This is a genomic window from Streptomyces sp. NPDC052299 (assembly GCF_040679335.1).
In the GTDB taxonomy this organism is placed as follows: Bacteria; Actinomycetota; Actinomycetes; order Streptomycetales; family Streptomycetaceae; genus Streptomyces.
Genome location: NZ_JBFAUP010000013.1, coordinates 217,253 through 243,589, shown reverse-complemented (window position 1 = coordinate 243,589; position 26,337 = coordinate 217,253). Strand labels below are relative to the sequence as shown.

The 26,337-nt window shown below is 73.9% G+C and carries 26 protein-coding genes; 21 read left to right on the top strand and 5 right to left on the bottom strand.

Features of this window, described 5'->3' with window-relative positions; all coding sequences use genetic code 11:
- Positions 1-183: 183 nt before the first annotated feature.
- Positions 184-729 (top strand): helix-turn-helix domain-containing protein, encoded by a 546-nt coding sequence (locus tag AB0L33_RS23220; protein ID WP_365684320.1) that lies wholly within the window; start codon positions 184-186, stop codon positions 727-729.
- A gap of 28 nt (positions 730-757) precedes the next feature.
- Here AB0L33_RS23220 and AB0L33_RS23215 read toward each other — a convergent pair whose 3' ends face one another.
- The gene (locus tag AB0L33_RS23215) at positions 758-1,906 is read right to left on the bottom strand and encodes a TDT family transporter (RefSeq protein ID WP_365684318.1); all 1,149 of its coding nucleotides are present in this window, start codon (positions 1,904-1,906) and stop codon (positions 758-760) included.
- Between the two features lie 70 nt (positions 1,907-1,976).
- Between AB0L33_RS23215 and AB0L33_RS23210 the strand changes: the two genes are divergently transcribed.
- From AB0L33_RS23210 to AB0L33_RS23200, 3 genes are all read left to right on the top strand, one after another.
- Entirely contained in the window at positions 1,977-2,915 is a 939-nt protein-coding gene (locus AB0L33_RS23210; RefSeq protein WP_365684316.1) for a LysR family transcriptional regulator, read from the top strand.
- A 118-nt stretch (positions 2,916-3,033) separates the two neighbouring features.
- On the top strand, positions 3,034-3,516 hold the full coding sequence (locus tag AB0L33_RS23205; protein ID WP_365684314.1) for a GNAT family N-acetyltransferase: 483 nt from the start codon (positions 3,034-3,036) through the stop codon (positions 3,514-3,516).
- Positions 3,513-4,472 carry an aminoglycoside phosphotransferase family protein gene (locus tag AB0L33_RS23200; RefSeq protein WP_365684312.1) on the top strand — a complete coding sequence of 320 codons (960 nt, stop codon included), beginning with the start codon at positions 3,513-3,515 and terminating at the stop codon, positions 4,470-4,472. The genes AB0L33_RS23205 and AB0L33_RS23200 overlap by 4 nt, the downstream gene beginning before the upstream one ends.
- 28 nt (positions 4,473-4,500) lie before the next feature.
- On the opposite strand, the gene AB0L33_RS23195 is transcribed toward AB0L33_RS23200, so the two are convergent.
- Entirely contained in the window at positions 4,501-5,184 is a 684-nt protein-coding gene (locus tag AB0L33_RS23195; RefSeq protein ID WP_365684310.1) for a gamma-glutamyl-gamma-aminobutyrate hydrolase family protein, read from the bottom strand.
- A 110-nt stretch (positions 5,185-5,294) separates the two neighbouring features.
- Between AB0L33_RS23195 and AB0L33_RS23190 the strand changes: the two genes are divergently transcribed.
- Genes AB0L33_RS23190 through AB0L33_RS23175 form a run of 4 tightly spaced genes read left to right on the top strand, consistent with a single transcriptional unit; the run spans position 5,295 to position 9,781 of the window.
- The gene (locus AB0L33_RS23190; protein ID WP_365684308.1) at positions 5,295-6,662 is read left to right on the top strand and encodes a glutamine synthetase family protein; all 1,368 of its coding nucleotides are present in this window, start codon (positions 5,295-5,297) and stop codon (positions 6,660-6,662) included.
- A gap of 7 nt (positions 6,663-6,669) precedes the next feature.
- Positions 6,670-8,034 carry an aldehyde dehydrogenase family protein gene (locus AB0L33_RS23185; RefSeq protein WP_365684306.1) on the top strand — a complete coding sequence of 455 codons (1,365 nt, stop codon included), beginning with the start codon at positions 6,670-6,672 and terminating at the stop codon, positions 8,032-8,034.
- Positions 8,035-8,041: 7 nt separating this feature from the next.
- Entirely contained in the window at positions 8,042-8,830 is a 789-nt protein-coding gene (locus AB0L33_RS23180; protein WP_365684304.1) for a 3-oxoacyl-ACP reductase, read from the top strand.
- A gap of 21 nt (positions 8,831-8,851) precedes the next feature.
- The gene (locus tag AB0L33_RS23175; RefSeq protein WP_365684302.1) at positions 8,852-9,781 is read left to right on the top strand and encodes a DUF2510 domain-containing protein; all 930 of its coding nucleotides are present in this window, start codon (positions 8,852-8,854) and stop codon (positions 9,779-9,781) included.
- Here AB0L33_RS23175 and AB0L33_RS23170 read toward each other — a convergent pair.
- Positions 9,778-10,980, bottom strand: coding sequence for an amino acid deaminase/aldolase (locus AB0L33_RS23170; protein ID WP_365684300.1), 1,203 nt, complete (start codon positions 10,978-10,980; stop codon positions 9,778-9,780). The two genes, AB0L33_RS23175 and AB0L33_RS23170, sit on opposite strands and share 4 nt — an antisense overlap.
- Positions 10,981-11,163: 183 nt before the next feature.
- Between AB0L33_RS23170 and AB0L33_RS23165 the strand changes: the two genes are divergently transcribed.
- The 4 genes from AB0L33_RS23165 (at position 11,164) to AB0L33_RS23150 (ending at position 14,762) form a co-directional block, all read left to right on the top strand.
- Positions 11,164-12,039, top strand: coding sequence for a hypothetical protein (locus tag AB0L33_RS23165; protein ID WP_365684298.1), 876 nt, complete (start codon positions 11,164-11,166; stop codon positions 12,037-12,039).
- Positions 12,036-13,208 carry a type VII secretion-associated serine protease mycosin gene (gene mycP / locus AB0L33_RS23160; protein ID WP_365684296.1) on the top strand — a complete coding sequence of 391 codons (1,173 nt, stop codon included), beginning with the start codon at positions 12,036-12,038 and terminating at the stop codon, positions 13,206-13,208. The genes AB0L33_RS23165 and mycP overlap by 4 nt, the downstream gene beginning before the upstream one ends.
- A gap of 34 nt (positions 13,209-13,242) precedes the next feature.
- Positions 13,243-13,971, top strand: a complete 729-nt coding sequence (locus tag AB0L33_RS23155) for an SseB family protein (RefSeq protein ID WP_365684294.1) — start codon at positions 13,243-13,245, stop codon at positions 13,969-13,971.
- A gap of 83 nt (positions 13,972-14,054) precedes the next feature.
- The gene (locus AB0L33_RS23150; protein ID WP_365684292.1) at positions 14,055-14,762 is read left to right on the top strand and encodes an MIP family channel protein; all 708 of its coding nucleotides are present in this window, start codon (positions 14,055-14,057) and stop codon (positions 14,760-14,762) included.
- A gap of 76 nt (positions 14,763-14,838) precedes the next feature.
- Here the strand turns inward: AB0L33_RS23150 and AB0L33_RS23145 are convergent, their stop codons facing one another.
- Entirely contained in the window at positions 14,839-15,201 is a 363-nt protein-coding gene (locus tag AB0L33_RS23145) for a DUF1844 domain-containing protein (RefSeq protein ID WP_365684290.1), read from the bottom strand.
- Between the two features lie 341 nt (positions 15,202-15,542).
- Between AB0L33_RS23145 and infC the strand changes: the two genes are divergently transcribed.
- The 9 genes from infC (at position 15,543) to AB0L33_RS23100 (ending at position 25,342) form a co-directional block, all read left to right on the top strand.
- Positions 15,543-16,253 carry a translation initiation factor IF-3 gene (infC, locus tag AB0L33_RS23140; RefSeq protein WP_365684288.1) on the top strand — a complete coding sequence of 237 codons (711 nt, stop codon included), beginning with the start codon at positions 15,543-15,545 and terminating at the stop codon, positions 16,251-16,253.
- A gap of 121 nt (positions 16,254-16,374) precedes the next feature.
- Entirely contained in the window at positions 16,375-16,569 is a 195-nt protein-coding gene (rpmI, locus tag AB0L33_RS23135) for a 50S ribosomal protein L35 (protein ID WP_018103793.1), read from the top strand.
- A 107-nt stretch (positions 16,570-16,676) separates the two neighbouring features.
- Positions 16,677-17,060, top strand: a complete 384-nt coding sequence (gene rplT / locus AB0L33_RS23130; protein WP_018103794.1) for a 50S ribosomal protein L20 — start codon at positions 16,677-16,679, stop codon at positions 17,058-17,060.
- Positions 17,061-17,190: 130 nt separating this feature from the next.
- Entirely contained in the window at positions 17,191-18,033 is an 843-nt protein-coding gene (locus AB0L33_RS23125; protein ID WP_365684286.1) for an RNA methyltransferase, read from the top strand.
- A gap of 120 nt (positions 18,034-18,153) precedes the next feature.
- Positions 18,154-19,305, top strand: a complete 1,152-nt coding sequence (locus tag AB0L33_RS23120) for a PAS domain-containing sensor histidine kinase (protein WP_365684284.1) — start codon at positions 18,154-18,156, stop codon at positions 19,303-19,305.
- A 156-nt stretch (positions 19,306-19,461) separates the two neighbouring features.
- Positions 19,462-20,589 carry a phenylalanine--tRNA ligase subunit alpha gene (gene pheS, locus AB0L33_RS23115; RefSeq protein ID WP_143625555.1) on the top strand — a complete coding sequence of 376 codons (1,128 nt, stop codon included), beginning with the start codon at positions 19,462-19,464 and terminating at the stop codon, positions 20,587-20,589.
- Positions 20,589-23,099: a phenylalanine--tRNA ligase subunit beta gene (gene pheT, locus AB0L33_RS23110; RefSeq protein WP_365684282.1), complete on the top strand. Its 2,511-nt coding sequence runs from the start codon at positions 20,589-20,591 to the stop codon at positions 23,097-23,099. The genes pheS and pheT overlap by 1 nt, the downstream gene beginning before the upstream one ends.
- Before the next feature lie 309 nt (positions 23,100-23,408).
- Positions 23,409-24,761 (top strand): transcriptional regulator, encoded by a 1,353-nt coding sequence (locus tag AB0L33_RS23105; protein ID WP_365684280.1) that lies wholly within the window; start codon positions 23,409-23,411, stop codon positions 24,759-24,761.
- 50 nt (positions 24,762-24,811) lie between these two features.
- The gene (locus tag AB0L33_RS23100) at positions 24,812-25,342 is read left to right on the top strand and encodes an NUDIX hydrolase (protein ID WP_365684278.1); all 531 of its coding nucleotides are present in this window, start codon (positions 24,812-24,814) and stop codon (positions 25,340-25,342) included.
- Positions 25,343-25,398: 56 nt separating this feature from the next.
- Here the strand turns inward: AB0L33_RS23100 and AB0L33_RS23095 are convergent, their stop codons facing one another.
- Entirely contained in the window at positions 25,399-26,259 is an 861-nt protein-coding gene (locus AB0L33_RS23095; protein WP_365684276.1) for a 3-hydroxybutyryl-CoA dehydrogenase, read from the bottom strand.
- Positions 26,260-26,337: the final 78 nt, after the last annotated feature.

The following is a 26,337-nucleotide window of genomic DNA, read 5'->3' as shown; positions in this document are numbered from 1 at the left end:
GGTCACGCCGTCGGTGTACAGCAGCAGAAGGTCGCCGGGAGCGAAGCGGAAGCTGTCGACGTGATAGCGCGGGTGCCCACCCCTTCCGCGTTCCGGTGTGCTCACTTTCCGGGCCGTCCTGGCGTAACGGTGTGCGCGACGGGCCCACAACCGGAAGGATGGCGTCTCGGGAGGGAGCCGGACATGGACGAGAAGGAAACACTCCGAGTGGGCGCCGCCGTCCGCCGACAGCGCAGATCCCTGGGACTCACCCTGGCCGCCGTCGCGTCGCGCAGCGGCCTCTCCGTACCGTTCCTCAGCCAGATCGAGAACGAGCGCGCGAGACCCAGCGCCCGGTCGCTCGACCGGGTCGCCGAGGCGCTGGAGACCACCACGGCCCGGCTGCGCGCCGCTGCGGACTCCGCGCGCGCGGTCGACGTCGTGCGCGCCGCCCACGAGGACGGGGCGCACCGGGTGGTCCGTGGACGCCACCAGCTCAGCGCCCTGGAATTCACCGGGGAGCTCGACCTCGGGCGCGAGTTCCAGCACCGCAACGACGAGATCATGTACGTCGCCGAGGGCGCCGCCGAAGTGGAGGCCGAGGGCCGGGCCTACCGGCTGGTCCAGGGCGACACGCTCTTCCTGTCCGGCGGGGTCCGCCACCGCTGGCGGGCCACCCTCCCCGGCACCCGGCTGCTGTGCGTCGCGGTCGCCGAACACATCGACGCGACGTCCGACCCCCGGCGCTGAGAGCGTCCGGGGGCCGTCGGAAGCGGGCTCAGGCGGTACGGGCCGCCACCGGGGCGGGCCGCTGCGGCGCCGCGAGCAGCGCACCGCTGAGCAGCCCGCGCACCGTACGCGCCCCGGCCACCGCCCACGCCGACACCAGCAGCACGTACAGCGCGACGGCCAGCCAGGTGAACGCGGTCAGGCCGGTGTGCCGGGCCAGGCCCGCCGCGCCCGTCACGCAGGTGCCGACGGGGAACGTGAAGCCCCACCAGGTCATCGAGAACGTCATCCCGCCCCGTGCCGCCCGCACCACCAGCGCCACGGCCAGGGCCAGCCACATCAGGGCGAAGCCCATCACCGGCACCCCGTACAGCACCGCGAAGGCCCGCAGCGCCGAGGCGTACGGGCTTCCGATCGCACCCGGCGCCACATCGGCCAGCGCGTTGACCGCGGTGGTCGACTGACCCAGCGGGCCGAGCACCAGGAACAGGGTGGGCGTCAGGGCGAGCGGCAGCGGGCCCCCGTGCACCAGGCGGCCGAAGACCAGCGGGAGCATGACCAGCGTCGCCAGCAGGCTCAGCCCGAACATCGCGTAGCAGGCAAGCAGCAGCGCCTCGCGCCCCTGGCCCGGGGGCAGCTCCGCCACGAGCAGCGGGCCGAGCGCGGCCGACACCATCGGCGCCACCACCGGCAGCAGCCACACCGGGGACGCGGTGCCCGGCTCCGGCCGGTGGCGCACGATCATGAGGTACGGGACCGCCACGGCCGCGACCAGACCGGTCACCGTGCCCGCCGTGTACAGCACCACGTCCAGCGCGAGCGCCGCCCGGTGTCCGATGAGGTCCCTGCCCACGGTCATGCCGGAGCCCCCGACGGCCAGCAGCGCCATCGAGAGACAGCCGTAGAACGGGGCGACGGCCTGGTCCGCGAGATGGGCGCGCGCCTGGTCGCGGTGGGCCGCCCAGTGCCCGGCCCGGGCGGCCAGCACGGCGACGAGCAGCAGCGCCGAGAACAGCCACACCACGGTGCACGCGCCACGGAGCCCGGGCACGTGCACCGGAAGCGCCGCACCGGCGCTCGCGACGATCGCGGTGCCCATCACGGTGGCGTACCAGTTCGGGCCGATGTGCCGGAGCGTGGGCCTCCGGAGCGTGCCGGAGTACGGGGGAGAGGTGCGGGTCCGCAGATGGATGGCCATGCCACGATCTTCTGCGGCCCGGGAGGACCCCACCAGGGAGCACTGCCCTATGAGGTCATAAAGTGGACTTATGTCCAGCGAACCGCCCACCCCCCTGTCCCACCGGGTGCCCGACCTGGGCGCGCTGGAACTGCTCCTCGCCGTCGCCCGGCACGGCAGCCTCGGCCGGGCGGCCCGGGACGTCGGCATCACCCAGCCCGCCGCCAGCAGCCGGGTCCGCTCGATGGAACGGCAGCTCGGCCTGGCCCTCCTCGACCGCTCGCCCCGTGGCTCCCGGCTCACCGACGCGGGCGCCCTGGTCACCGACTGGGCGCGCCGGGTCGTCGAGGCCGCCGAGGCGTTCGACGCGGGCGCCCAGGCGCTGCGCGACCGCCGCGACTCCCGGCTGCGGGTCGCCGCCTCCATGACCATCGCCGAATACCTGCTCCCCGGCTGGCTCATCGCCCTGCGCGCCGAACGCCCCGGCACCGCCGTCTCGCTGCTCGCCGGGAACTCCGCGGTGGTCGCCGAGCGGCTGCTGGGCGGCGAGGCGGACCTGGGCTTCGTGGAGGGCCTGTCCGTCCCGGCCGGGCTCGACGGCACGGTCATCGCCCACGACCGCCTCGTCGTCGTGGTCGCCCCCGCCCACCCGTGGGCCCGGCGCCGCACCCCGCTGACCCCGCGCGAACTGGCCGCCACCCCGCTGATCCTCCGCGAGCACGGCTCCGGCACCCGCCAGGTCCTCGACGCCGCGCTCGCCGTCCACGGCCCGCTGGCCCCGCCGCTGCTGGAACTCTCCTCGACGACCGCGGTCAAGGGCGCGGCGGAGAGCGGCGCCGGTCCCTGCGTCCTGAGCGAGCTCGCGCTCGGCGAGGAGCTGTCCGCCCGCCGCCTGGTCAAGGTCCCGATCGCCGGGGCCCGGCTGCGCCGCCAACTGCGCGCGGTGTGGCCCTCGGGCCACCGCCCGACCGGCCCGGCCCGCGACCTGCTCGCGCTGACCCGGTCGGAGCCCGCCGGGGACACGGCCTGAGCCGTACCGCCGCGGCCCGGCCCCGGCCGGGCACTGCCGGTGCCCGGAAAACGGGGCGACGTGGCCCGCCGGGCACGACACCCTTGCGGGGCACGGCACTCCACCGAAAGGACGACCGATGAGCACACCGCCGCACCTGCGAAGGGCCGGCGCGGACGACGCCGCCGAGGTCACCCGGCTGCGCCTGGTCATGTTCGCCTCCATGGGCCTCGTTCCGGAGCCCGACTGGACCCCGGTGTGCGAGGCGTACTTCCGCGAACGGCTCGGCACCGACCCGCACTTCGTCGCCTATGTGATCGACGCGGGGGACCGGCTGCTGTCCAGCTCGGTCGGCCAGTACATGTGGTCCCTGCCCCGGCCGGGCCGGGCCCCGTACGTCGGGCACATCGCCTCGGTCGCCACCGACCCGGACCATCGGCGCAAGGGCTACGCCCGCCTGACCTTCCGGGCCGTCCACGACCACCTGGTCGAGGCCGGGTGCTCCCGGATCAACCTCACCGCGACGCCCGAGGGCGCGAACCTGTACCGCTCGCTGGGCTACGGAGAGCCCACCGGGCCGACGCCCCTGACCTGGACCGGACCGGGGGAGGCGCGCCGATGACCGCCACCGCGCCGCCCGCGCGGGGCGTCCGCCACCCCTGGTCCGCCCTGCCCGCCGCCGTACGCGCGGCCGTCGAGGACATCCTCGGCGCACCGGTCACCGAGGCCCGCACCCAGAACGGCGGCTTCTCGCCCGGCGTCGCCGCCCGGGTCCGGCTCGCGAACGGCGGCCGGGCCTTCGTCAAGGCGGTGAGTGCCGAGGTGAACCCGGACAGCCCCGACATGCACCGCGCCGAGGCCCGCGTCACGGCGTCGCTGCCGGCGGACGCGCCCGTGCCCCGGCTGCTCGGCTCCTACGACGACGGCATCTGCGTCGCCCTCGTGCTGGAGGACATCGACGGCCGCCAGCCCCGAGTGCCCTGGGACCGCGAGGAACTGGACCGGGTCCTGGCCGCCGTCGGCGACCTCTCCCGCGTCCTCACCCCGGCCCCGCCCGACATGACCCCGGCCGTCCGGGGCAAGTCCTCGATGTTCGACGGCTGGCGCATCCTGCACGCCGCGGGCGGCGACGCCCGCCTCGACCCCTGGGCCGCCGGTCACCTGGCCGCCCTCGCGGAGCTGGAGGCCGGGTGGTCAGAGGCCGCCGCCGGGCACACCCTCGCCCACAGCGACCTGCGCGCCGACAACATCCTGCTCACCGAGGACCGGGCCGTCTTCGTGGACTGGCCGCACGCGGTGCGCGCCGCGCCCTGGTTCGACCTGCTGGTGATGCTCCCGTGCGTGGCGGCGCAGGGTCACGCCTCCGGAGGGCGCGGCCCGGACCCGGAAGCCCTGTTCACCGCCCACCCGCTCGGCCGGGACGCCGACCCCGAAGCCGTCACCGCCGTACTCGCCGCCGTCGCCGGGTACTTCGCGGAGCACGCGCTGCGCCCCGCCCCGCCCGGCCTGCCGACGCTCCGGGCCTTCCAGGCCGCCCAGGGCGCCGCGGCCCTGGCCTGGCTGCGTCGGCGGCTCTGAGGGCCAAAGGCTCTGAGGGCCGGGGGGCTCAGGCCCGTACCGCCTCCACCAGCCCCCGCACCACGCGGAAGTCCTCCCCCATCTCCGGATGCCACTGCACCCCCAGGACCCAGTGGTCACCGGGGAGTTCGACCGCCTCCACGGTGCCGTCCGCCGCGTGCGCCGACGCCACCAGGCCGTCGCCGATCCGGTCGACGGCCTGGTGGTGGTACGTGGGGACGGCGCACACCTCCGGCGCCAGCGACGCGTAGCGGGTGCCCGGGACCGGCGTCACCGGGTGCCTACCGAACACGCCCACCGCACCGGTGTGCCCGTCCAGATGCTGGGTCAGGGTGCCCCCGCACACCACGTTCAGCAGCTGCATCCCGCGGCACACCCCGAGCAACGGCGTCCCCGACTCCAGCGCCGCGCCGATCAGCGCCGCCTCCCAGGAGTCCCGCTCCGGCGCCGGCGGCCCGGTCCGCGGATCGCGCCCCGCCCCGTACCGCTCCGGGTCCACATCGGGGCCGCCCGCCACCACCACCGCGTCCAGCCTGGCCACCGTCTCCGCCGCCACCCCGGGCGCGTCCGGCGGCAGGAGCACGGCCAGGCCGCCCGCCTCCCGCACCATCCGGGCGTACCCCGAGGGCAGCAGCGCCGCCGGCAGGTCCCAGACGCCCCAGCGCGCCGAATCCACCAGGTAGGTGCTGATCCCGACCAGCGGACGGTTCACCGGTGCCCTCCCTCGTACGGCGCGCGGAACACCCCGGCACCGTACCCACAACCACCGCCCTGCTCATAGATTGGGACGGCCTGCCCGGCCCGCGAGGAGAGGACCCGTCCGTGTCCGACCGAACACCCCCGCTCGCCCTCGGAGACCTGCGCCGCCTCGTGCACAGCGGGGAGCTCGACACCGTGGTCCTGGCCTTCCCCGACATGCAGGGGCGGCTCCAGGGCAAACGCTTCGCCGCCCCCCACTTCCTCGACGAGGTCGTCCGCCACGGCACCGAGGGGTGCGCCTACCTCCTCGCCGTCGACACCGACATGAACACCGTCGACGGCTACGCCATGTCCTCCTGGGACAACGGCTACGGCGACTTCGCCATGCGCCCCGACCTCACCACCCTGCGCCGGGTGCCCTGGCACGACGGCACCGCCCTGGTCCTCGCCGACCTCGCCTGGGCCGACGGCGCGCCCGTCACCGCCGCGCCCCGGCAGATCCTGCGCCGCCAGCTCGAACGCCTCGCCGAGCACGGCTACGCGGCCCACGTCGGCACCGAGCTGGAGTTCATCGTCTTCAAGGACACCTACGAGCAGGCGTGGGACCGGGGCTACCGCGACCTGACCCCCGCCAACCAGTACAACGTCGACTACTCCGTCCTCGGCACGGGGCGCGTCGAGCCCCTGCTGCGCCGCATCCGCAACGAGATGGCGGGCGCGGGCCTCGCCGTCGAGTCCGCCAAGGGCGAGTGCAACCCGGGCCAGCACGAGATCGTGTTCCGCTACGACGAGGCCCTGGTCACCTGCGACCAGCACGCCGTCTACAAGACCGGCGCCAAGGAGATCGCCGCCCAGGAGGGCATGGCACTCACCTTCATGGCCAAGTTCAACGAACGCGAGGGCAACTCCTGCCACATCCACCTCTCGCTGCGCTCCACCACCGACCCCGGACGCTCCGTCATGGCCGGTCCGGACGGCGCCATGTCACCCGTGATGCGGCACTTCCTGGCCGGCCAGCTCGCCGCCCTGCGCGACCTCTCCCTCCTCTTCGCGCCGAACATCAACTCGTACAAGCGGCTGCGCCCCGGCTCCTTCGCACCGACCGCCGTCGCCTGGGGCCACGACAACCGCACCTGTGCCCTGCGCGTCGTCGGCCACGGCGCCTCGCTGCGCTTCGAGAACCGGCTCCCCGGCGGCGACGTCAACCCGTATCTGGCCGTCGCCGGTCTCGTCGCCGCCGGCCTGTACGGCATCGAGCACGAGCTCGAACTCCCCGAACCCTGCGAGGGCAACGCCTACACCGCCGCGTACGACCACGTCCCGGCCACCCTGCGCGAGGCCGCCGCGCTCTGGGAGGAGAGCGAGATCGCCCGCGAGGCGTTCGGCGAGGACGTCGTGGCCCACTACCGCACCATGGCCCGCGTGGAACTCGACGCCTTCGACGCGGCCGTGACCGACTGGGAACTGCGCCGCTCCTTCGAACGCCTGTGAGGACCACGTGATTCACGAGCACCACGTCCTGAACCCGGCGACCGAAGAGGTCGTCGCCACCGTCCCCGCCACCCCGGCCCCGGCCGTCCACACCGCCGTCGTCCGTGCCACCGCCGCCCAGCGCACCTGGGCCGCGCTCGCCCCCGCCGACCGGGCCCGGCTGCTGCGCCGGTTCGCCGCGGCCGTCGACGCCCGCACCGAGGAACTGGCCCTGCTGGAGGTCCGGGAGGCCGGCCACACCGTCGGCAACGCCCGCTGGGAGGCGGGCAACGTCCGCGACCTGCTCGACTACGCGGCCGGGGGAGTGGAACGGCTCAGCGGCCGGCAGATCCCCGTCCCCGGCGGCATCGACCTGACGATCCTCGAACCCCTGGGCGTCGTCGGCGTCATCGCCCCCTGGAACTTTCCGATGCCCATCGCCGCCTGGGGCACCGCCCCCGCCCTCGCCGCCGGGAACGCGGTGATCCTGAAACCCGCCGAGACCACCCCGCTCACCGCCCTCCGCCTCGCGGAGATCGCCCTGGAGGCGGGCCTGCCCGAACACCTCTTCCAGGTCCTGCCCGGCGCGGGCGACGAGGCCGGTAACGCCCTCGTCGAACACCCGGACGTCGCCAAGATCGTGTTCACCGGCTCCACCCGCACCGGCAAGCGGATCATGGCCAAGTGCGCCGACCGCCTCAAGCGCGTCACCCTGGAGCTCGGCGGCAAGAGCCCCAGCATCGTCTTCGCCGACGCCGACATCGAGGCCGCCGCGGCCGCCGCACCCGACTCCTTCCTGGACAACGCCGGCCAGGACTGCTGCGCCCGCACCCGCATCCTCGTCCAGCGCTCCGCGTACGACCGCTTCCTGGAACACCTCGCCCCGGCCCTCGCCGCGTACCCCGTCGGCGACCCCGCCGACGAGAGGAACCGGATGGGCCCGCTCATCTCCCGTACCCAGCTCGAACGCGTACGCGGCTACGTCCCCGAGGGCGCCGCCGCGATCCGGGGGAGCGCGCCCGAGGGACCCGGATTCTGGTTCCCGCCGACCGTGCTCACCGGCGTCCCGGCGGACGCGCCCGTCGCCACCGAGGAAGTCTTCGGGCCCGTCGCGGTCGTGCTGCCCTTCGAGGACGAGGCGGACGCCGTCCGGCTCGCCAACGCCACCGACTACGGGCTCGCCGGCTCGCTCTGGACCCGTGACGTGGGGCGCGCCCTGCGCGTGTCCCGGGCCGTCCGGGCGGGCAACCTCTCCGTCAACTCGCACTCGGCGGTGCGCTACTGGACCCCGTTCGGCGGGTTCAAGCAGTCCGGCATCGGGCGCGAGCTCGGGCCCGACGCCCTCACCGCCTTCACCGAGACCAAGAACGTCTTCCTGAGCACGGAGGCATGAAACGCCCATGACCACGGACTCCGAGATCATCTGCCGCCGCCTCGTCGGCCGCACCGCCGTCATCACCGGCGCCGGCAGCGGCATCGGCCTGGCCACGGCCCACCGGCTCGCCTCCGAAGGGGCGCACGTCGTCTGCGGCGACATCGACCCGAGGGCCGGCGAGGCCGCGGCCGAAGCGGTCGGCGGCACCTTCGTACGCGTCGACGTGACCGACCCCGGACAGGTCGCCGGACTGTTCCGTACGGCCGACGACACCTACGGCTCCGTCGACATCGCGTTCAACAACGCGGGCATCTCACCGCCCGACGACGACTCCATCCTCACCACGGAGCTGGAGGCGTGGAAACGCGTCCAGGACGTCAACCTCACCTCCGTCTACCTCTGTTGCAAGGCCGCCCTGCCGTACATGCGCCGCCAGGGCCGGGGCTCCATCATCAACACCGCCTCCTTCGTCGCCCGGATGGGCGCGGCCACCTCGCAGATCTCGTACACCGCGTCCAAGGGCGGGGTGCTGGCGATGAGCCGCGAACTGGGCGTCCAGTTCGCCCGCGAGGGCATCCGCGTCAACGCGCTCTGCCCGGGACCGGTCAACACCCCGCTGCTCCGGGAGCTGTTCGCCAAGGACCCGGAGCGGGCGGCCCGGCGGCTGGTGCACATCCCGCTCGGCCGGTTCGCCGAGGCCACCGAGATCGCCGCCGCCGTCGCCTTCCTGGCGAGCGACGACGCCTCGTTCGTCAACGCCACCGACTTCCTGGTGGACGGCGGCATCTCCGGCGCCTACGTCACACCGCTGTAGACCACTCTTTACAGTGGAGCGATGAGCTACCCGACGCCGCCCGGCTGGTACCCGGACACCTCCGCGCCCGGCACCGAGCGCTGGTGGGACGGGACGGCGTGGACCGCCCACACCCGGGCGCCCGCCGCGCCCGCCCCCGCACCGGCCGTGCTGCCGGTTCCGGCCGCCCAGGGCGGCGGCAGCGCCCGGGCCGTCGCGCTCGTGGCGGCCGGGGCGGTCGTCGTCGGCGCCGTCGTGACCGGGGCCGTGCTCCTCACCCGGGACGACGACCCGGAAGCCCCGGCCGCCCACGCCTCGCAGTCGCCCGCCCGGACCGGCACGGACGGCATACCCGGCGACGACGACCCCTCACCGGACGGCACCCCCGCGCACGAGGACGCGAACGTGCTCACCGACCAGCTCAACGGCATCACGCTGCCCATCCCGGACGGCTGGGAACGGCCGGAGCGGACCTCGGGCCAGCTCCTCACGATGCGCACCAAGGACGCGTACGACTGCCCCGGCGCGTCCTCCTCGTACTGCTACCACGGCACCGTCACCACCCGGACCCCCGGCGGCACCGACGCCACCACACCCGAGGCCCTCGCCAAGGAGGACATCGCCGACGCCGCCGACCGCGCCTACGAGGAGGACCTCGTCGGCCGGCGCACCCACGGCGGCATCACCGCGCACCGGCAGACCGCCGCGGGCGAGGTCACCGTCGCCGGCCGCACCGGCTACTACATCCGCTGGAAGGTCACCACCGCCGAGGGCCCCGGCGGCTACGTACAGTCGCTCGCCTTCCCGTCACCGGTGGGCAGCGAGTCGCCCGTCATCGTGCGGTACGCCTTCGACGCGGGCCCCGACGGGCCGCCCCTGGCCCTCATGGACACCCTCACGAAGGGCATCCGCCCCATCGGCGGCACGGCCACGGACGGCGGCGTCGGCAGCTCCGTGGAGCACACGCCCTAGAGGAACGTCCGGCCCTCGCCCCGGTACGTCGGAACCGTCGCCGTCACCCGGTCGCCCTCGATCAGGTGCAGCGCGTCGAACCGCTCGCACAGCTCACCGGCCTTCGCGTGCCGGAACCACACCTTGTCACCGATCAGCAGATCATCGGCCGGTGCGCCCAGCAGCGGGGTCTGCACCTCACCGGGGCCCTCCTGCGGGTCGTAGCGCAGCCCCTCCGGGAGATACGGCACCGGCAGCCGGTCCGCCCCGGCCGCGCCCGACGCCGGATAGCCGCCGCCGAGCACCGTCACCACGCCCACACCCGGCCGCCGGACCACGGGCTGCGCGAACAGGGCCGCCGGGCGGGCCGTGAACGAGGTGTAGTTGTCGAACAGGCGCGGCACGTAAAGACCCGAACCGGCGGCGATCTCCGTCACCGCGGCCTCCGCCGCCGTGTGCTGCACGCTGCCCGTGCCGCCGCCGTTCACGAACTCCAGGTCCGGCGCCACCGCCCGGACCGCCCGCACCACCTCGGCCCGCCGGGCCGCCAGCTCCCTGCGGGCCGTGGCCTGCATCAGCCGGATCGCCCGGGACCGCAGCGGACGCCCCGCCACCGAGTCCCCGACGCCCGCGATGTGCCCCTCGTACGCCATCAGCCCGACCAGCCGGAAACCGGGGCGCCGCACCACCGACCTGGCCAGGTCGGCCAGCTGGGCGGGGGAGCGCAGCGGCGAGCGCAGGGCCCCGATCCGGACCCGGCCGCCCAGCATCCGCAGCGAGGTGTCCAGCTCCAGGCAGACCCGGATCTCCTGCGTGCCGCCCGCCCGCGCCGCGTCGATCAGGTCCAGCTGGGCGTGGTCGTCCACCATCACCGTGACGGCGGCGGCCAGTTTCGGATCGGCGGCCAGCTCCGCGTAGGCCGGGCGGTCGGCGGAGGGGTACGCCAGCAGGACGTCGTCGAAGCCGGCGCGGGCCAGCCACAGCGACTCGGCGAGCGTGAACGACATGATCCCGGCGAACCCGGGCCGGGCGAGCACCCGCTCCAGCAGGGCCCGGCAGCGCACCGACTTGCTCGCCACCCGGACCGGCTTGCCCGCCGCCCGGCGGACGAGATCGTCCGCGTTGGCGTCGAACGCCTCCAGATCCACGACGGCCACCGGGGCGTCGAGATGGGCGGTGGCCCGGTCGTAACGGGCCCGGTCAGTGGCTCGGGCAGTCATGGCCGCAGCTTGCCAGACGCTTCTACCGCTGGGTAGGGGGAAGATCCGTGCAGATCCGCCGGTGCGCGGACCGCCCGCTCCCACCCGGGTCACCGCAGCCCGTAGAGTGACGCCCACGCGGCGAACGGGGTCCCGCCCACGCGGGTGGAGGGACGCGCGGTACGGAACGGACCAGGGGGGCGGATGAGCACCGAAGCACGGCGCGCCCCCGTCCCGCCCCGCCCGACGACCCCGCCCCACCCCGCCGCACCGGCCTACGACCCCGCACCCGTGTACGACCCCGCACCGCCCTCCGCGACGCGGGCCCGCCCCCGCCGGACCGTGGCCGCCGCGGTCTGCTGCGTCCTCGGGCTCGGGCTGATCGCCGGGGCCGCCGCCGGGAGCCGGCTCGCCGAAGGTCCCGACGACGACCCCGCCGCCCGCAGCGCCTACACCGTGGGCCGGGAAGCCTGGCACAGCATCCCCGTGAACACCCTCTTCCCCCGCACCCTGAAGGGCGACGGCGCCGGGCCCGGCGGCGCCGACCGGATCTGGACCAGGCTCGCCGTGGCCCCCGACGGCGGCTGCGCCGACGCCCTCGACCCGCTGCTCGCCAGGACGCTGCGCACGGTCGGCTGCGCCCACGTCCTGCGCGCCACCTACACCGACGCGACCGCCAGCAGCGTCACCACCGTCGGGCTCGCCTTCACCGAGGCCGACGCCGACGCGATGCGGGCCCTCGGAGCCCGGTTCGCCGACCAGCGCCTGGACCGCCGCACCGACCTGCTGCCCCGCACCTACCCGGTCAAGGACAGCCCCGCCGCCTCCTTCGGCGCCCGGCAGCGCGCCAGCTGGTCCGTCCACGTACTGACCGGGATACCGGTCGTCGCCTTCGCCGTGACCGGATTCGCCGACGGACGCGTGAGCACCCCGCCGCAGCCCGCCGACCGGGCCATGGCCACCGGCGCCACGACCCCCGCCGCGCAGGCCGGGCTCGGCCACGAGGCCAAGGGCCTGTCCGAGGGGATCGAACGCGCGCTGCGCACCCACGTGGCCGGCCTCACGGAGCAGCCGCGATGAAACACGCCCTGGGCGTCCTCTGCGCGGCCACCGCCCTCGCCCTGCTCCCCGCGACCCCCGCCTCGGCCGACACCATCCGGGCCCAGCAGTGGGGCCTGGCCGCGCTGCACACCGACCGGGCCTGGGAGACCACGCGCGGCAAGGGCGTCACTGTCGCCGTGGTCGACACCGGCGTCGACGGCAGCCTGCCCGACCTCGCGGGCCAGGTCCTGCCCGGCAAGGACCTCATCGGCTTCGGCGCCGGGCGCGGCGACAAGGCGTGGGCCAGGCACGGCACCGCCATGGCCGGGATCATCGCGGGCCGGGGCCACGGCAGCGGACGCGCCGACGGCGTCCTCGGCATCGCGCCCGAAGCCAGGATCCTCCCGGTCCGCGTCATCCTCGAAGCGAGCGACCCGGACCGCGCGGAGGCCCGCAGGACCCGGGGCACCGCACTCGCCGACGGCATCCGCTGGGCCGCCGACCACGGCGCCGACGTCATCAACCTCTCCCTCGGCGACGACAGCGAGTCCGCGCACCCGGAGCCCGGCGAGGACGCCGCCGTCCAGTACGCGCTGAAGAAGGGCGCCGTCGTCGTCGCCTCGGCCGGCAACGGAGGCGAGAAGGGCGACCACATCTCGTACCCCGCCGCCTACCCCGGGGTGATCGCCGTCGCGGCCGTGGACCGGTACGGCACCCACGCCTCGTTCTCGACCCGCCGCTGGTACGCCACCGTGAGCGCCCCCGGCGACGACATCGTCGTACCGGCGCCCGACCGCAAGTACTACGTGGAGTGGGGCACGTCCGCCGCCGCCGCGTTCGTCTCCGGCGCGGTGGCGCTCGTGAAGTCCGCGCACCCGGGGCTCACGCCCGCGCAGATCAGGAAGCTGCTCACCGACACCGCGCGCGACGCCCCCGCGGGCGGCCGCGACGACGCACGCGGCCACGGGATCGTCGACCCGGCGGCGGCCATCGAGGCGGGCGGCCGCCTGCGTTCCGCCGACGCGCACGGCGGCTCGGCCCCGGCGGGCTACCGCAAGCGGTACTTCGGCGCCGGGCCCACGCCCGAGCCCGGGGACGACGGACCGGCCGGATGGCTCGCCCCGGCGGCCGGGGGCCTCGGCGTGCTCCTGCTGGCGGCGGGCGCGCTGCTGTGGCGCGGCCGCTCCCCGTTCACCCGGAACCGCTGACCGGGCGCCACCGGCCAGGCACTACGCTCGCCCTGTGGCGCAGAAGAACATCCCGGACCCCGGTTTCTCCGACGACGACGGCACCGCCGACCCCGCCCTGGCCTCGGCGCTCGCCGCCTGGGCCGAGGACCGGACCGCCGTCGCGCCGGTCCTCGAAGCGCTGAAGGGCGCCCGGCTGCTGGTACCCGTCGTGGCCGTCCTCGGCGAGGTGGAGGAGGACGAGCGAGGGCTCCGGCGCGAGAAGACGAGCGACATGGCGGTGCCCACCCTGCAGGCCGGGGACCGCCGCGCCCTGCCCGCCTTCACCTCCACCGCGTCGCTGGCCCGCTGGGATCCGCAGGCCCGCCCCGTCGCCGTCCCCCTGCACCAGGCGCTCCAGGCCGCCGCGCACGAGAAGGCCGACACGGTGGTGCTCGACCTCGCGGGGCCGGTGGCCTTCGAGTTGACCGGGGCAGCGCTGCGCGCCCTCGCCGAGGGCCGCACCAGCGCGGACCCGCTGGACGACCCCGCGGTCACCGCCGCCGTCCGCGCGGCGGTCGCCGCCGAGCCCGCCGTGCTCCGCGCCCACCTCGGCCCGGGCAGCGCCGACGGCACCCTCGCCCTGGTCCTCGCCCCCGACGCCGACCCGGCCGAGGCGGCGGGCCGGGTGGCGCGGGCACTGGCCGCCGACGAGGTGCTGCGCGCCCGGCTGGTCCGGGGCCTGGACCTGGCCCTGCTCCCGGCCGGGGCGAACACGCCGGGTGAGCCGCTGTTCACGCGCTGAGCGCCCGTACGGCTCGGCGCGCGCGAAGCCGCACCCCGCCGGAGAATTGCGAAGAAAAGGGACGATCTTCGCGAGGTGGTTGTATGCAGACGCGGACAGCCGTGTCGGAGTTCCTCGGCACCCTGCTGCTGGTCTTCTTCGGTGTCGGCTCGGCGGTGCTGTGCACCGAGTTCATCGGGATCGTGGGCATCGCCCTGTCCTTCGGCTTCGTGCTGCTCGCACTCGCCTACGCCCTCGGCCCGGTCTCCGGCTGCCACATCAACCCGGCGGTCACGCTGGGCATGCTGACCGCCCGGCGGATCGACGTGCGCACGGCCGTGACGTACTGGATCGCCCAGTTCGTCGGCGGCATCGCGGGCGCGGCGCTCCTGTTCCTGCTGGCCAAGCAGGTGCCGGGGGTGAAGACGAGCGGGCACTTCGGCAGCAACGGCTACGGCGATCGCTCCGACGTGCACATCAACATCGGCGGTGCCTTCCTCGCCGAGGTCGTGCTCACCTTCCTGCTGGTCTTCGTGGTGCTCGCGGTGACGCACAAGGTCGCGGTCGTCGGCTTCGACGGGCTGCCCATCGGCATCTCCCTCGCGGTCATCCACCTGGTCGGCATCCCGCTCACCGGCACCTCGGTCAACCCGGCCCGGAGCCTCGGCCCGGCCCTGTTCGCGGGCGGCGCGGCCCTCTCCCAGCTGTGGCTCTTCATCGTGGCCCCCCTGGCTGGCGGCCTCCTCGCGGCGCTCGCCCACCGGCTGACCCACCCCTCCATGCGCGGCGGGGAGACGACCGCGGAGGTCTGACCCGCGCCCGCGAAGCGACGAGCCCCCGCCGGGCGGACCGGCGGGGGCTCGTGCGCGTACGGGAAAGGGGCGGGGCTCAGCCGAAGACCGGGCCGGTGTACTTCTCGCCCGGGCCGTGGCCCGGCTCGTCCGGGACGACCGACGCCTCGCGGAAGGCCAGCTGGAGGGACTTCAGGCCGTCGCGCAGCGGGGCGGCGTGGAAGGAGCTGATCTCGGTGGTGCTCGCGTCCAGCAGGCCGGCCAGCGCGTGGACCAGCTTGCGGGCCTCGTCCAGGTCCTTGTGCGCCTCGCCGTCCTCGGTCAGGCCGAGCTTCACGGCGGCGGCGCTCATCAGGTTGACGGCGACCGTCACGATCACCTCGACGGCGGGTACCTCCGCGATGTCGCGGGCCATCTCGTCGAAGCCGGGGGAATCACTGCTGGGGGTCGCGTCACTCATGCGCCTTACGATAGGCCCACGGCGACGGCCCCCGTTCTGCGGGAGCCGATGAGACACGTGGTTAGCGCACCGCTCGGCGAGCTGCTAACCTTGTGTAACGACCGGCCGGACAGCTATGTGCCCGGCCCACAAGTGGAGGCTCCGTTCTCCCACCTGGCCGCCCTCAGGGTGGCGGGTCACCGGTCAGGCGGTCCCCATCGTTCCGTACGGACGATGGAACCGCCCGATGCGCCCCGCGGTTCACCGTGGCGGTGTTCCGGTTTTCCAGGAGCCCCGCCTGTGTCCCGTCCGGGGCATTTTTCTTGCTCCGATGCGGTTGGTCTGTCTGAAACAGACGTTACGTGGCTGTCCGCCAGGCGGTCGCGTGGTGCTACCGAGGAGGATCCATCAGCGCCGAGCCCCGCATCAACGACCGGATTCGCGTGCCCGAGGTGCGACTTGTCGGTCCCAGCGGCGAGCAGGTCGGGATTGTGCCGCTTGCCAAGGCCCTGGAACTCGCACAGGAGTACGACCTCGACCTGGTCGAGGTGGCGGCAACCGCCCGTCCGCCCGTGTGCAAGCTCATGGACTACGGGAAGTTCAAGTACGAGTCGGCCATGAAGGCCCGTGAGGCGCGCAAGAACCAGGCGCACACGGTCATCAAGGAGATGAAGCTCCGGCCGAAGATCGACCCGCACGACTATGACACCAAGAAGGGTCACGTCGTCCGGTTCCTCAAGCAGGGCGACAAGGTCAAGATCACGATCATGTTCCGCGGTCGTGAGCAGTCCCGCCCCGAGCTGGGCTTCCGACTGCTCCAGCGGCTCGCTTCGGACGTCGAGGAACTCGGCTTCATCGAGTCCAACCCGAAGCAGGACGGCCGGAACATGATCATGGTTCTGGGCCCGCACAAGAAGAAGACCGAAGCCATGGCCGAGGCCCGCGAGGCCCAGGCCGCCCGCAAGGCGGGGCGCCAGGGGAACACCTCCGGCGCCGAGTCCGCGGAGAAGGCCCCCGAGGCTCCGGCCGAGGCGGCGCCCGAGGCAGAGGCCGAGACACCTTCCGAGGCGTGACCGCGGGGGGTGCCACCCAGGCACCCCCCGGGTCCCCCCGGAACCCCCATCAAGATCTGACGCCCCTGCAGTCCGGTGCCCGCACCGAGAGGGGCGCCACTGACGAGGAGAGAACGGCGCGATGCCGAAGAACAAGACGCACAGCGGTGCCAGCAAGCGCTTCAAGATCACCGGCTCCGGCAAGGTGCTGCGCGAGAGGGCCGGCAAGCGCCACCTGCTCGAGCACAAGTCGTCCAAGAAGACGCGTTCGCTGACCGGCACGGTCGTCGCGGCTCCGGCCGACGCCAAGAAGGTCAAGAAGCTTCTCGGCAAGTGAGGCCGTAGTCCCCGGTGAGCCCGGGGACGCGCCCTCGATCCGACCGGGACCAATTCGTTTCCGGGCCGTGTGAGTACGACCACGGCCCCGCTACAAGGAGTTAACAAGTGGCACGCGTCAAGCGGGCAGTCAACGCCCACAAGAAGCGCCGGGCGATCCTCGAGCAGGCCAGCGGTTACCGCGGTCAGCGTTCGCGCCTGTACCGCAAGGCCAAGGAGCAGGTCACCCACTCCCTGGTCTACAACTACAACGACCGCAAGAAGCGCAAGGGCGACTTCCGTCAGCTCTGGATCCAGCGCATCAACGCGGCTGCCCGCCAGAACGGCATGACGTACAACCGCCTCATCCAGGGTCTGAAGGCCGCCAACATCGAGGTGGACCGCAAGATCCTGGCCGAGCTCGCGGTCAACGACGCCAACGCGTTCGCCGCCCTCGTCGAGGTCGCCCAGAAGGCCCTCCCGAGCGACGTCAACGCCCCGAAGGCCGCCTGACCCAGGCCGCACTTCATGGTTTTGAGCCGGACCCGCAGGCGCTCGCCGTCTGCGGGTCCGGTGCGTTGCACCCCCTGTCCCCACCCGTCACGACCCGCGCCTTCGTACGCAGAGAGGCTCGCCGCCGATCATGGGCATCCCTGAACTGATCTCCCCGCGTTCGCCGCGGGTCGCCGCCGCCCGGCGGCTGGCCAGGCGCAACTTCCGCGGCAAGGAGCGCAGGTTCATCGCCGAGGGGCCGCAGGCGGTGCGCGAGGCCGCCGACCACCGGGGCGACGACGGCGAACCGACCCTCGTCGAGCTCTTCGCCACCGTCGAGGCCGCCGACCGCTACGCCGCCATCATCGACGCCGCCCACGCGGCCGGTGCCCGCGTCCACCTCGCCGGCGCCGACGTCCTGGCCGACGTCTCCCAGACCGTCACGCCGCAGGGCCTCATCGGGGTCTGCCGCTTCCTCGACTCGCCCTTCGACGCGATCCTCGCGGCCCGGCCCAGGCTGGTCGCCGTCCTGGCCCACGTCCGCGACCCCGGCAACGCCGGCACGGTGCTGCGCTGCGCCGACGCGGCGGGCGCCGACGCGGTCGTCCTGACCGACGCCTCCGTCGACCTGTACAACCCCAAGTCGGTGCGCGCCTCGGTCGGTTCGCTCTTCCACCTGCCGGTCGCCGTGGGCGTCCCCGTCGAACACGCCGTACGCGGACTGCGCGAGGCGGGCGTCCGCATCCTGGCCGCCGACGGCGCGGGCGCGGACGACCTGGACGACGAGCTGGACGCCGGCACGATGGGCGGGCCCACCGCCTGGGTCTTCGGCAACGAGGCGTGGGGCCTGCCGGAGGAGACCCGCGCCCTGGCCGACGCCGTGGTGCGGGTGCCGATCCACGGCAAGGCGGAGAGCCTCAACCTCGCGACCGCCGCGGCCGTCTGCCTGTACGCCTCCGCGCGCGCCCAGCGCCCCCGCCGCGCCACCGGCTGACCCCGCCGGGCGCCCCCGCTTCGACGGAGAGCCGCCACAGGGTGTCGCTCCGTCACCGACGACTAGTAGGGTGACGAACTCGGGGACCCACTGCACCGGTTCGAGAGGTGGGGTACGGGAATGGCTGTCGGCATGAGCGGACCGCGCGCGGCACACGCGGCCGACGTGCGCGCCACCGGTGGACCGGACGGCCCCGCCGTCACGGACGCCGCGGCGGGCGGCCTCGGGCTGGACCCCGACGACCTGCCCGACGGGCTCGTCGTCGCGGACGGGTCCGGCCGGATCGTCTGCTTCAACGCCGCCGCCGTCCGCATCACCGACGTGCCGGAGGCCGCCGCCCTCGGCCGCCCGGTGGAGCAGGTGCTGCCGCTGGAGGACCTCAAGGGCCGACGCTGGTGGGAGCTGACCGACCCCTACGGCGGCCTCGCCACCCGGACCGGCCAGCCCGAGCGCAACCTCCTGCTGCCCGGCGGGCGCGAGGTCCTGGTCTCCGCCCGCTATGTGCGCGAGACCCCCACCGGACCGCTTCGCCGCCTGGTCGTCAGCCTGCGCGGCACGGAGGCCCGCCGCCGCACCGAGCGCAGCAACGCCGAGCTCATCGCGACCGTCGCCCACGAACTGCGCTCGCCGCTGACCTCGGTCAAGGGCTTCACGGCGACGCTCCTGGCCAAGTGGGAGCGGTTCACCGACGACCAGAAGCGCCTGATGCTGGAGACGGTGTACGCGGACGCCAACCGGGTCACCCGCCTGATCACCGAGCTCCTGGACATCTCCCGGATCGACTCCGGCCGCCTGGAGCTGCGCCGCCAGCCCGTCGACCTGTCCGCCGCCGTCGAGCGCCACGTCCAGGCCCACACCGCGGCGGGCCAGGACCCCGGCCGCTTCCTCGTCCGCACCCTGCAGCCGCTGCCCGCGGTGTGGGCCGACCCGGACAAGGTCGACCAGGTGCTCGGCAACCTGCTGGAAAACGCGGTGCGGCACGGTGAGGGAACTGTCACCATCGACGTGGCACCCGCACCGGCGAAGAGCGACGAGAGGGGAGCGGCCGTCACCGTGAGCGACGAAGGTCCCGGCATCCCCGAGGAGTCGATGAGCCGCGTCTTCACCCGCTTCTGGCGGGGCAGCAAGCGCGGTGGCACGGGCCTGGGCCTCTACATCGTCAAGGGCATCGTCGAGGCCCACGGCGGCACCATCACGGTCGGCCGCGGCCCCGGAGGCGGCGCGGAGTTCCGATTTATGCTGCCCGTGAGCACGCCGGCCTGTCTCAGCTGAGGCCCCCGAGCGGCCCACGGGCGCCCCACCCGCCCCGCGACCCTTAGACTCGACCCTTGGCACCTTTGCGTCCTCCGGTCTTCGAGCGAGGTCACGGGGGTCCGGGAGTATCCCCCGGTAAGCGCAGCACTCAGCCAATCGGAAGTACGGGAAGAGATGTCGGCACCGAACAAGTCGTACGACCCAGTCGAGGTCGAGGCACTGAAACCGGAAGAGATCGAGCGCATCCGGGACGAGGCGCTCGCCGCCTTCGCCGCCGCGGGTGACCTCGAAGCGCTCGCCCAGGCGAAGACGGCGCACACCGGTGGCACCTCGCCCCTGTCGCTCGCCAACCGCGAGATCGGCGCATTGCCCCCGCAGGCCAAGGCCGAGGCCGGCAAGCGCGTCGGCCAGGCCCGTGCCGCCGTGGGCCGCGCCCTCGCGGCCCGCCAGGCGGAGCTGGAGGCCGAGCGCGACGCCCGCGTCCTGGTCGAGGAAGCGGTGGACGTCACCCTGCCCTACGACCGCACCCCGGCCGGCGCCCGCCACCCGCTGACGACCTTCATGGAGCGCGTCGCCGACGTCTTCGTGGCCATGGGCTACGAGATCGCCGAGGGCCCCGAGGCCGAGGCCGAGTGGTTCAACTTCGACGCCCTCAACTTCGTGCCCGACCACCCGGCCCGGCAGATGCAGGACACCTTCTTCGTCCAGGGCCCCGACGGCGCCAAGAACGACGAGTCCGGCGTCGTCCTGCGTACGCACACCTCCCCGGTCCAGGCCCGCACCCTGCTCGACCGCGAGCCGCCGGTCTACGTCGTCTGCCCCGGCCGCGTCTACCGCACCGACGAGCTCGACGCCACGCACACCCCGGTCTTCCACCAGATCGAGCTGCTCGCCGTGGACGAGGGCCTGACCATGGCCGACCTGAAGGGCACCCTCGACCACATGGTCCAGGCGCTCTTCGGCCCGGACATGAAGACCCGGCTGCGGCCGAACTTCTTCCCGTTCACCGAGCCGTCCGCCGAGATGGACATGGTCTGCTACGTCTGCCGCGGCGCCTCCGTCGGCAACCCGGACCGCCCCTGCCGCACCTGCGGCAGCGAGGGCTGGATCGAGCTCGGCGGCTGCGGCATGGTCAACCCCAAGGTGCTCACGGCCTGCGGCGTCGACCCCCAGAAGTACAGCGGATTCGCCTTCGGGTTCGGCATCGAACGGATGCTGATGTTCCGCCACAACGTCGAAGACATGCGAGACATGGTCGAAGGTGACGTCCGGTTCACCCGGCCCTTCGGGATGGAGATCTGATGCGCGTCCCGCTTTCCTGGCTGCGGGAATACGTCGACCTGCCGGCCACCGAGACCGGCCGTGACGTGCAGGCCAAGCTGGTCGCCGTCGGCCTGGAGGTCGAGACGGTCGAGCAGACCGGCGCCGGCCTCACCGGCCCGCTGGTGGTCGGACAGGTGCTGACCATCGAGGAGCTGGAGGGCTTCAAGAAGCCGATCCGCTTCTGCACGGTCGACGTCGGCACGGCCAACGGCACCGGTGAGCCGCAGGAGATCGTCTGCGGCGCCCGTAACTTCGTCGTGGGCGACAAGGTCGTCGTGGTCCTGCCCGGCGCCGTGCTCCCCGGCGACTTCGCGATCGCCGCCCGCAAGACGTACGGCAAGACCTCGCACGGCATGATCTGCTCCGCCGACGAACTCGGCATGGGCGACGACGGCACCCACGGCATCATCGTGCTCCCGCCCGAGTACGAGGTGGGCACCGACGCGATCGAGCTCCTGGAGCTCCGCGACGAGGTCCTGGACATCGCCGTCACGCCCGACCGCGGCTACTGCCTGTCCATGCGCGGCGTCGCCCGCGAGACCGCCATCGCCTACGGCCTGCCGCTGCGCGACCCGGCACTCCTGGACGTGCCCGCGCCCAACGCGTACGGCTACCCGGTCAAGGTCTCCGACCCGGTCGGCTGCTCCCGCTTCACCGCGCGCACCGTCACCGGACTCCAGCCGGAGGCCCGCACCCCGATCTGGATGCAGCGCCGGCTGCAGAAGGCGGGCATGCGGCCGATCTCGCTCGCCGTCGACATCACCAACTACGTGATGCTCGAACTCGGCCAGCCGCTGCACGCCTACGACCGGACCCGCATCGACGGACCGATCGGCGTCCGCCGCGCCGAGCAGGGCGAGAAGCTCACCACGCTCGACGGCGCGGTCCGCGTCCTGGACTCCGGCGACCTCGTCATCACCGACAACCGCGGCCCCATCGGCCTCGCGGGCGTCATGGGCGGCGCCGACACGGAGATCGCCGACGCCGCCGAGGGCGCGCACACCGCCGAGGTCGTCATCGAGGCCGCGCACTTCGACGCGATCTCGATCGCCCGCACCGCGCGCCGCCACAAGCTGCCCTCCGAGGCGTCCAAGCGCTTCGAGCGCGGCGTCGACCCGCAGGCCGCCGCCGCTGCCGCGCAGCGCACCGTCGACCTGCTGGTCCTCCTGGCCGGCGGCACCGCCGAGGCGGGCGTCACCGAGGTCACCGCCCCGTCCGCGCCCCGCACCATCACCATGCCGGCCGACCACCCCGACAAGGTCGCCGGTGTCGCCTACGGCCGCGAGACCGTCGTCCGCCGCCTCCAGGAGGTCGGCTGCGACGTCTACGGGCAGGACGAGCTCCTGGTCACCACGCCGTCCTGGCGCCCCGACCTCACCGAGCCGAACGACCTGGCCGAAGAGGTCATCCGGCTGGAGGGCTACGAGAACCTGCCCTCCACGCTCCCGACGCCGCCCTCCGGCCGCGGCCTCACCGACCGCCAGCGGCTGCACCGCCGCGTCGGCCGGGCCCTCGCGGGCGCGGGCTACGTCGAGGCGCTGAACTACCCGTTCATCGGCGAGGCGGTCCTCGACCAGCTCGGCCTGGAGGCGGACGACGCCCGCCGCCGCACCGTCAAGCTCGTCAACCCGCTCTCCGACGAGGAGCCGTCGCTGCGCACCACGCTGCTGCCGGGCCTCCTCGGCGCACTGCGGCGCAACGACGGACGCGGCAGCCACGACCTCGCGCTCTTCGAGACCGGCCTCGTCTTCAGGCCGACCGGCGACGAGACGAAGCCCGTCCGGCTGCCCGTGGACCGGCGCCCCTCCGACCAGGACATCGCGTCGCTCGACGCCGCGCTCCCGCACCAGCCGCGCCGCGCCGCCGTCGTCCTCGCGGGCGCCCGCGAGCAGGCCGGCTGGTGGGGCAAGGGCCGACCGGCCGACTGGGCGGACTCCGTCGAGGCCGCGCGCACCATCGCCCGCGAGGCCGGGGTCGAGGTCACCGTCCGCGCCGACCGGCACGCCCCCTGGCACCCGGGCCGCTGCGCCGCGCTGTACGTGACCGCGGCCGGCGAGGAGATCCTGTTCGGCCACGCGGGCGAGCTGCACCCGCGGGTCATCAAGGAGCTCCACCTGCCCGAGCGCACCTGCGCCATGGAGGTCGACCTCGACATCCTGGAGCAGGCCGTCGACGGCGTCCTGCGGGCCCCGCGGATCTCCACCTTCCCGGTGGCGACCCAGGACGTCGCGCTGGTCGTCGGCCAGGACGTGCCCGCCGCCGACGTGGAGCGCGCGCTCCGCGAGGGCGCGGGCGAACTCCTGGAGTCGCTGCGCCTGTTCGACGTGTTCACGGGCGAGCAGATCGGCGAGGGCAGCAAGTCCCTGGCGTACGCGCTGCGCTTCCGGGCCGCCGACCGCACCCTGACGGTCGACGAGGCGAGCGCGGCGCGCGACGCGGCGGTGGCCCTGGCCGCCGAACGCACGGGCGCGGTGCTGCGCGGAGCGTAGGACCACCCGCTGCACGAAGGAGGGGCGCGTCCGGCCACCGGACGCGCCCCTCCTGTGTGCTCGCCGTCCGTCCCCGCCGTGGAGTGTCGGGCAGGCCGGCGGAGTGGACTGCGCGGATGCGGGCCGCCCTGCTGTACGAGGGGGAGCAGACGGCCCGTCCGCGCCCTGCGAGGGGAATCATTCAAGCGATCCCGGGCCCGGTGCGGCAGCGTGCGCGGCGGGACGGTTCGGGCATTCCGTTCACACCCCGTGTGAATCGTGCTCCACTGGGGCGACACGTCCTGGCGTGCCGAACCACCGGAGGGGGACATGGGGCCAAGGGAGCCCAACACCGCGCTGGAGGCCCTGATCGAGGAGGCCGGCGTCTCCCGGGCGGGACTGGCCGCCCATGTGAACCGGGCCGGCCGTGCGCGCGGCCTCGGACTGCGGTACGAACACACCGCCGTCGCCCGCTGGCTGAAGGGCCAGCGCCCGCGCGGCCAGGTGCCCGACCTGATCTGCGAGGTGCTGGGAAAGCGCCTGCACCGGGCCGTGTCGCTGGACGACATCGGCATGGCGGCCCCCGACGGAGGCCGCTCGCCCGTCCAGGGCTCCTCGCTCACCGGCTTCGTGGAACGGGCCACCGCCGTGTGGCGCTGCGACGCCCAGCAGCGCCCGCACGTCGTCGCCGCCCCGGCCGCCACCGGGACCGGTGCCGTGATGCCCGTGTGGGAGTGGGAGAACCCGCCGGAGGACGCCGACGTGTCGCGGACCGGGCCGTCCAGGGTGGGCGCGGCCGACCTGGCAACCCTGCGGGCCGCCCGTGACCACTACGAACTGATGTACCGGAAGGCGGGCGGGATCGCGACGCGGGCGCGCGTCGTCGGCTTCCTCAACACCGGGGCCGCACCGCTGCTGCGCGGCGGCTACGACGACGCGACGGGCCGCCGGCTGCACCGTGCGACGGGCGCGCTGGTGGCCGTCGCGGGCATCTGCGCCTACGACTCCGACGCGCACGGCCTGGCCCAGCGCTACTTCCACCAGGCGCTGCGGCTGGCCAAGGCGAGCGGGGACCGGGCGCTCGGCGGATATGTGATCGCCCTGCTGGTCAACCAGTCGTTGTTCCTCGCCGAGTTCCGCCAGTCGGTGGCCTTCGCGGAGGCGGCCCTGCGCGCGGCCGGGCGCGAGATCACGCCCGCGCTCGCCGCCGACCTGCACGCGATGCAGGCCAAGGCGTACGCCCGGCTCGGGGACCGGAGCAGCGCGCTGGCCCGCATCCGCCGCGCCGAGTCCGAGGCCGCCCGCATCCGGCCGGGCCGGGAACCGGACGAGACCGGCTATGTGCAGCCGGGGCTGGTCGATGTCCAGGTGGCGGAGGCGCTGCTGGGCCTCGGGGACCTGCCGGCGGCCCGGGAGCACGCGATCGCGGCGGTCCGGACGCCCGCGCACGACCGGGGCCGGGTCCACCGCCTGGCGATGCTCACCACGGTCGAGCTGCGCCGGGGCGAGGCGGACCGGGCGGCGGCCACGGCGGTCGAGATGGCGGACCTGGCCCGGGGCATGGAGTCGCAGCGGCTGCGCGACCGGCTGCGGGCGGTCCGGGCGGACCTGGCCGCCAGCGGGAGCGCCGACGCGGAACGGGCCGCCGAACGCGTGGAGGGGGCGCTGCGCGTACCGCTGTGAGCCGAAGTCTGTTGCGATACCGCCACCAGCGATCGAAAGGTGGCAGAACCGTGCAGTGGGCGAACCTGAACGAACAACTCGTGTACGAGAACCCTTGGTTCCGGGTCAACCTGGCCGATGTCGAGCTCCCCGACGGCGGCCGGCTCGACCACTTCGTGATCCGGCTGCGCCCGGTGGCGGCGGCCACCGTCGTCAACGCGGCGAACGAGGTGCTGCTGCTGTGGCGGCACCGCTTCATCACCGACAGCTGGGGCTGGGAACTGGCGGCGGGCGTCGTGGAGGACGGCGAGTCCCTGCCGGACGCGGCCGCCCGGGAAATGGAGGAGGAGACCGGCTGGCGCCCCGGCCCCCTCCATCCCCTCCTGACCGCGGAACCATCCAACGGCCTCACCGACGCCCGGCACCACTTCTTCTGGGGCGAGGAGGCGCACTGGACGGGCGAACCGCACGACGCCTTCGAGTCCTCACGCCGCGAGTGGGTCCCCCTGAAGCTGGTCCCCGACCTGATAGCCCACGGCGAGGTCCCGGCGGCGGGCATGGCGGCGGCGCTGATGATGCTGCACCACTTACGGCTGGGGTGAGCCGGTGGCCGGGCGTGCGGGGGCACCGCGGCCCCCGCACGCGCGGCCCCGGTCCGTCACGCGTACGGGTAGAACCCCGACCCCGACTTCCGGCCCAGGCGGCCCGCGTCGACCATGCGCTGGAGGAGCGGGGGAGCGGCGTACAGCGGCTCCTTGTACTCGGCGTACATCGAGTCGGCGACCGAGGCGACGGTGTCCAGGCCGATGAGGTCCGCGAGCTTGAGCGGGCCCATCGGGTGGGCGCAGCCCATCTCCATGCCGTTGTCGATGTCCTCGCGGCTGGCGATGCCCGACTCGAACATCCGGATCGCCGAGAGGAGGTACGGGATCAGCAGGGCGTTGACGACGAAGCCGGAGCGGTCCTGGGCGCGGATCGGGTGCTTGCCCAGTATGTCCTGGACCACCGCCTCGGAGCGCTTGATCGTCTCGTCCGACGTGGTCAGGGCGGGGATCAGCTCCACGAGCTTCTGCACCGGCGCCGGATTGAAGAAGTGGATGCCGATGACCTGGTCCGGGCGGGAGGTCGCGACGGCCAGCTTCACCAGCGGGATCGAGGAGGTGTTGGAGGCCAGGATCGCCTCCGGGCGGGTCACCACCTGGTCGAGCACCTGGAAGATCTCGGTCTTGACCTGCTCGTTCTCCACGACGGCCTCGATGACGAGGTCGCGGTCGGCGAACTCACCGAGGTCGGTGGTGAAGCTGAGCCGGCCCAGGGTCTCGTCGCGCTCCTCCGCCGTGATCTTGCCGCGCTCGGCGGCCTTCGACAGGGAGTTGTGGAGCCGGGTCCGGCCGATCTCCAGCGCCTCGCCGGTCGTCTCGGCCACCTTGACGTCGAGGCCGCTGCGAGCGCACACCTCCGCGATGCCCGCGCCCATCTGGCCGCAGCCCACCACTCCGACGCGTGCAATGTCGGCCATAGAGTCCGTCACCTCGTGCCTTTCGCTGTTCCCGTTCGGCGGCTTCCGTCTGGTTCCGGGCTCCACCACGACTCCCCG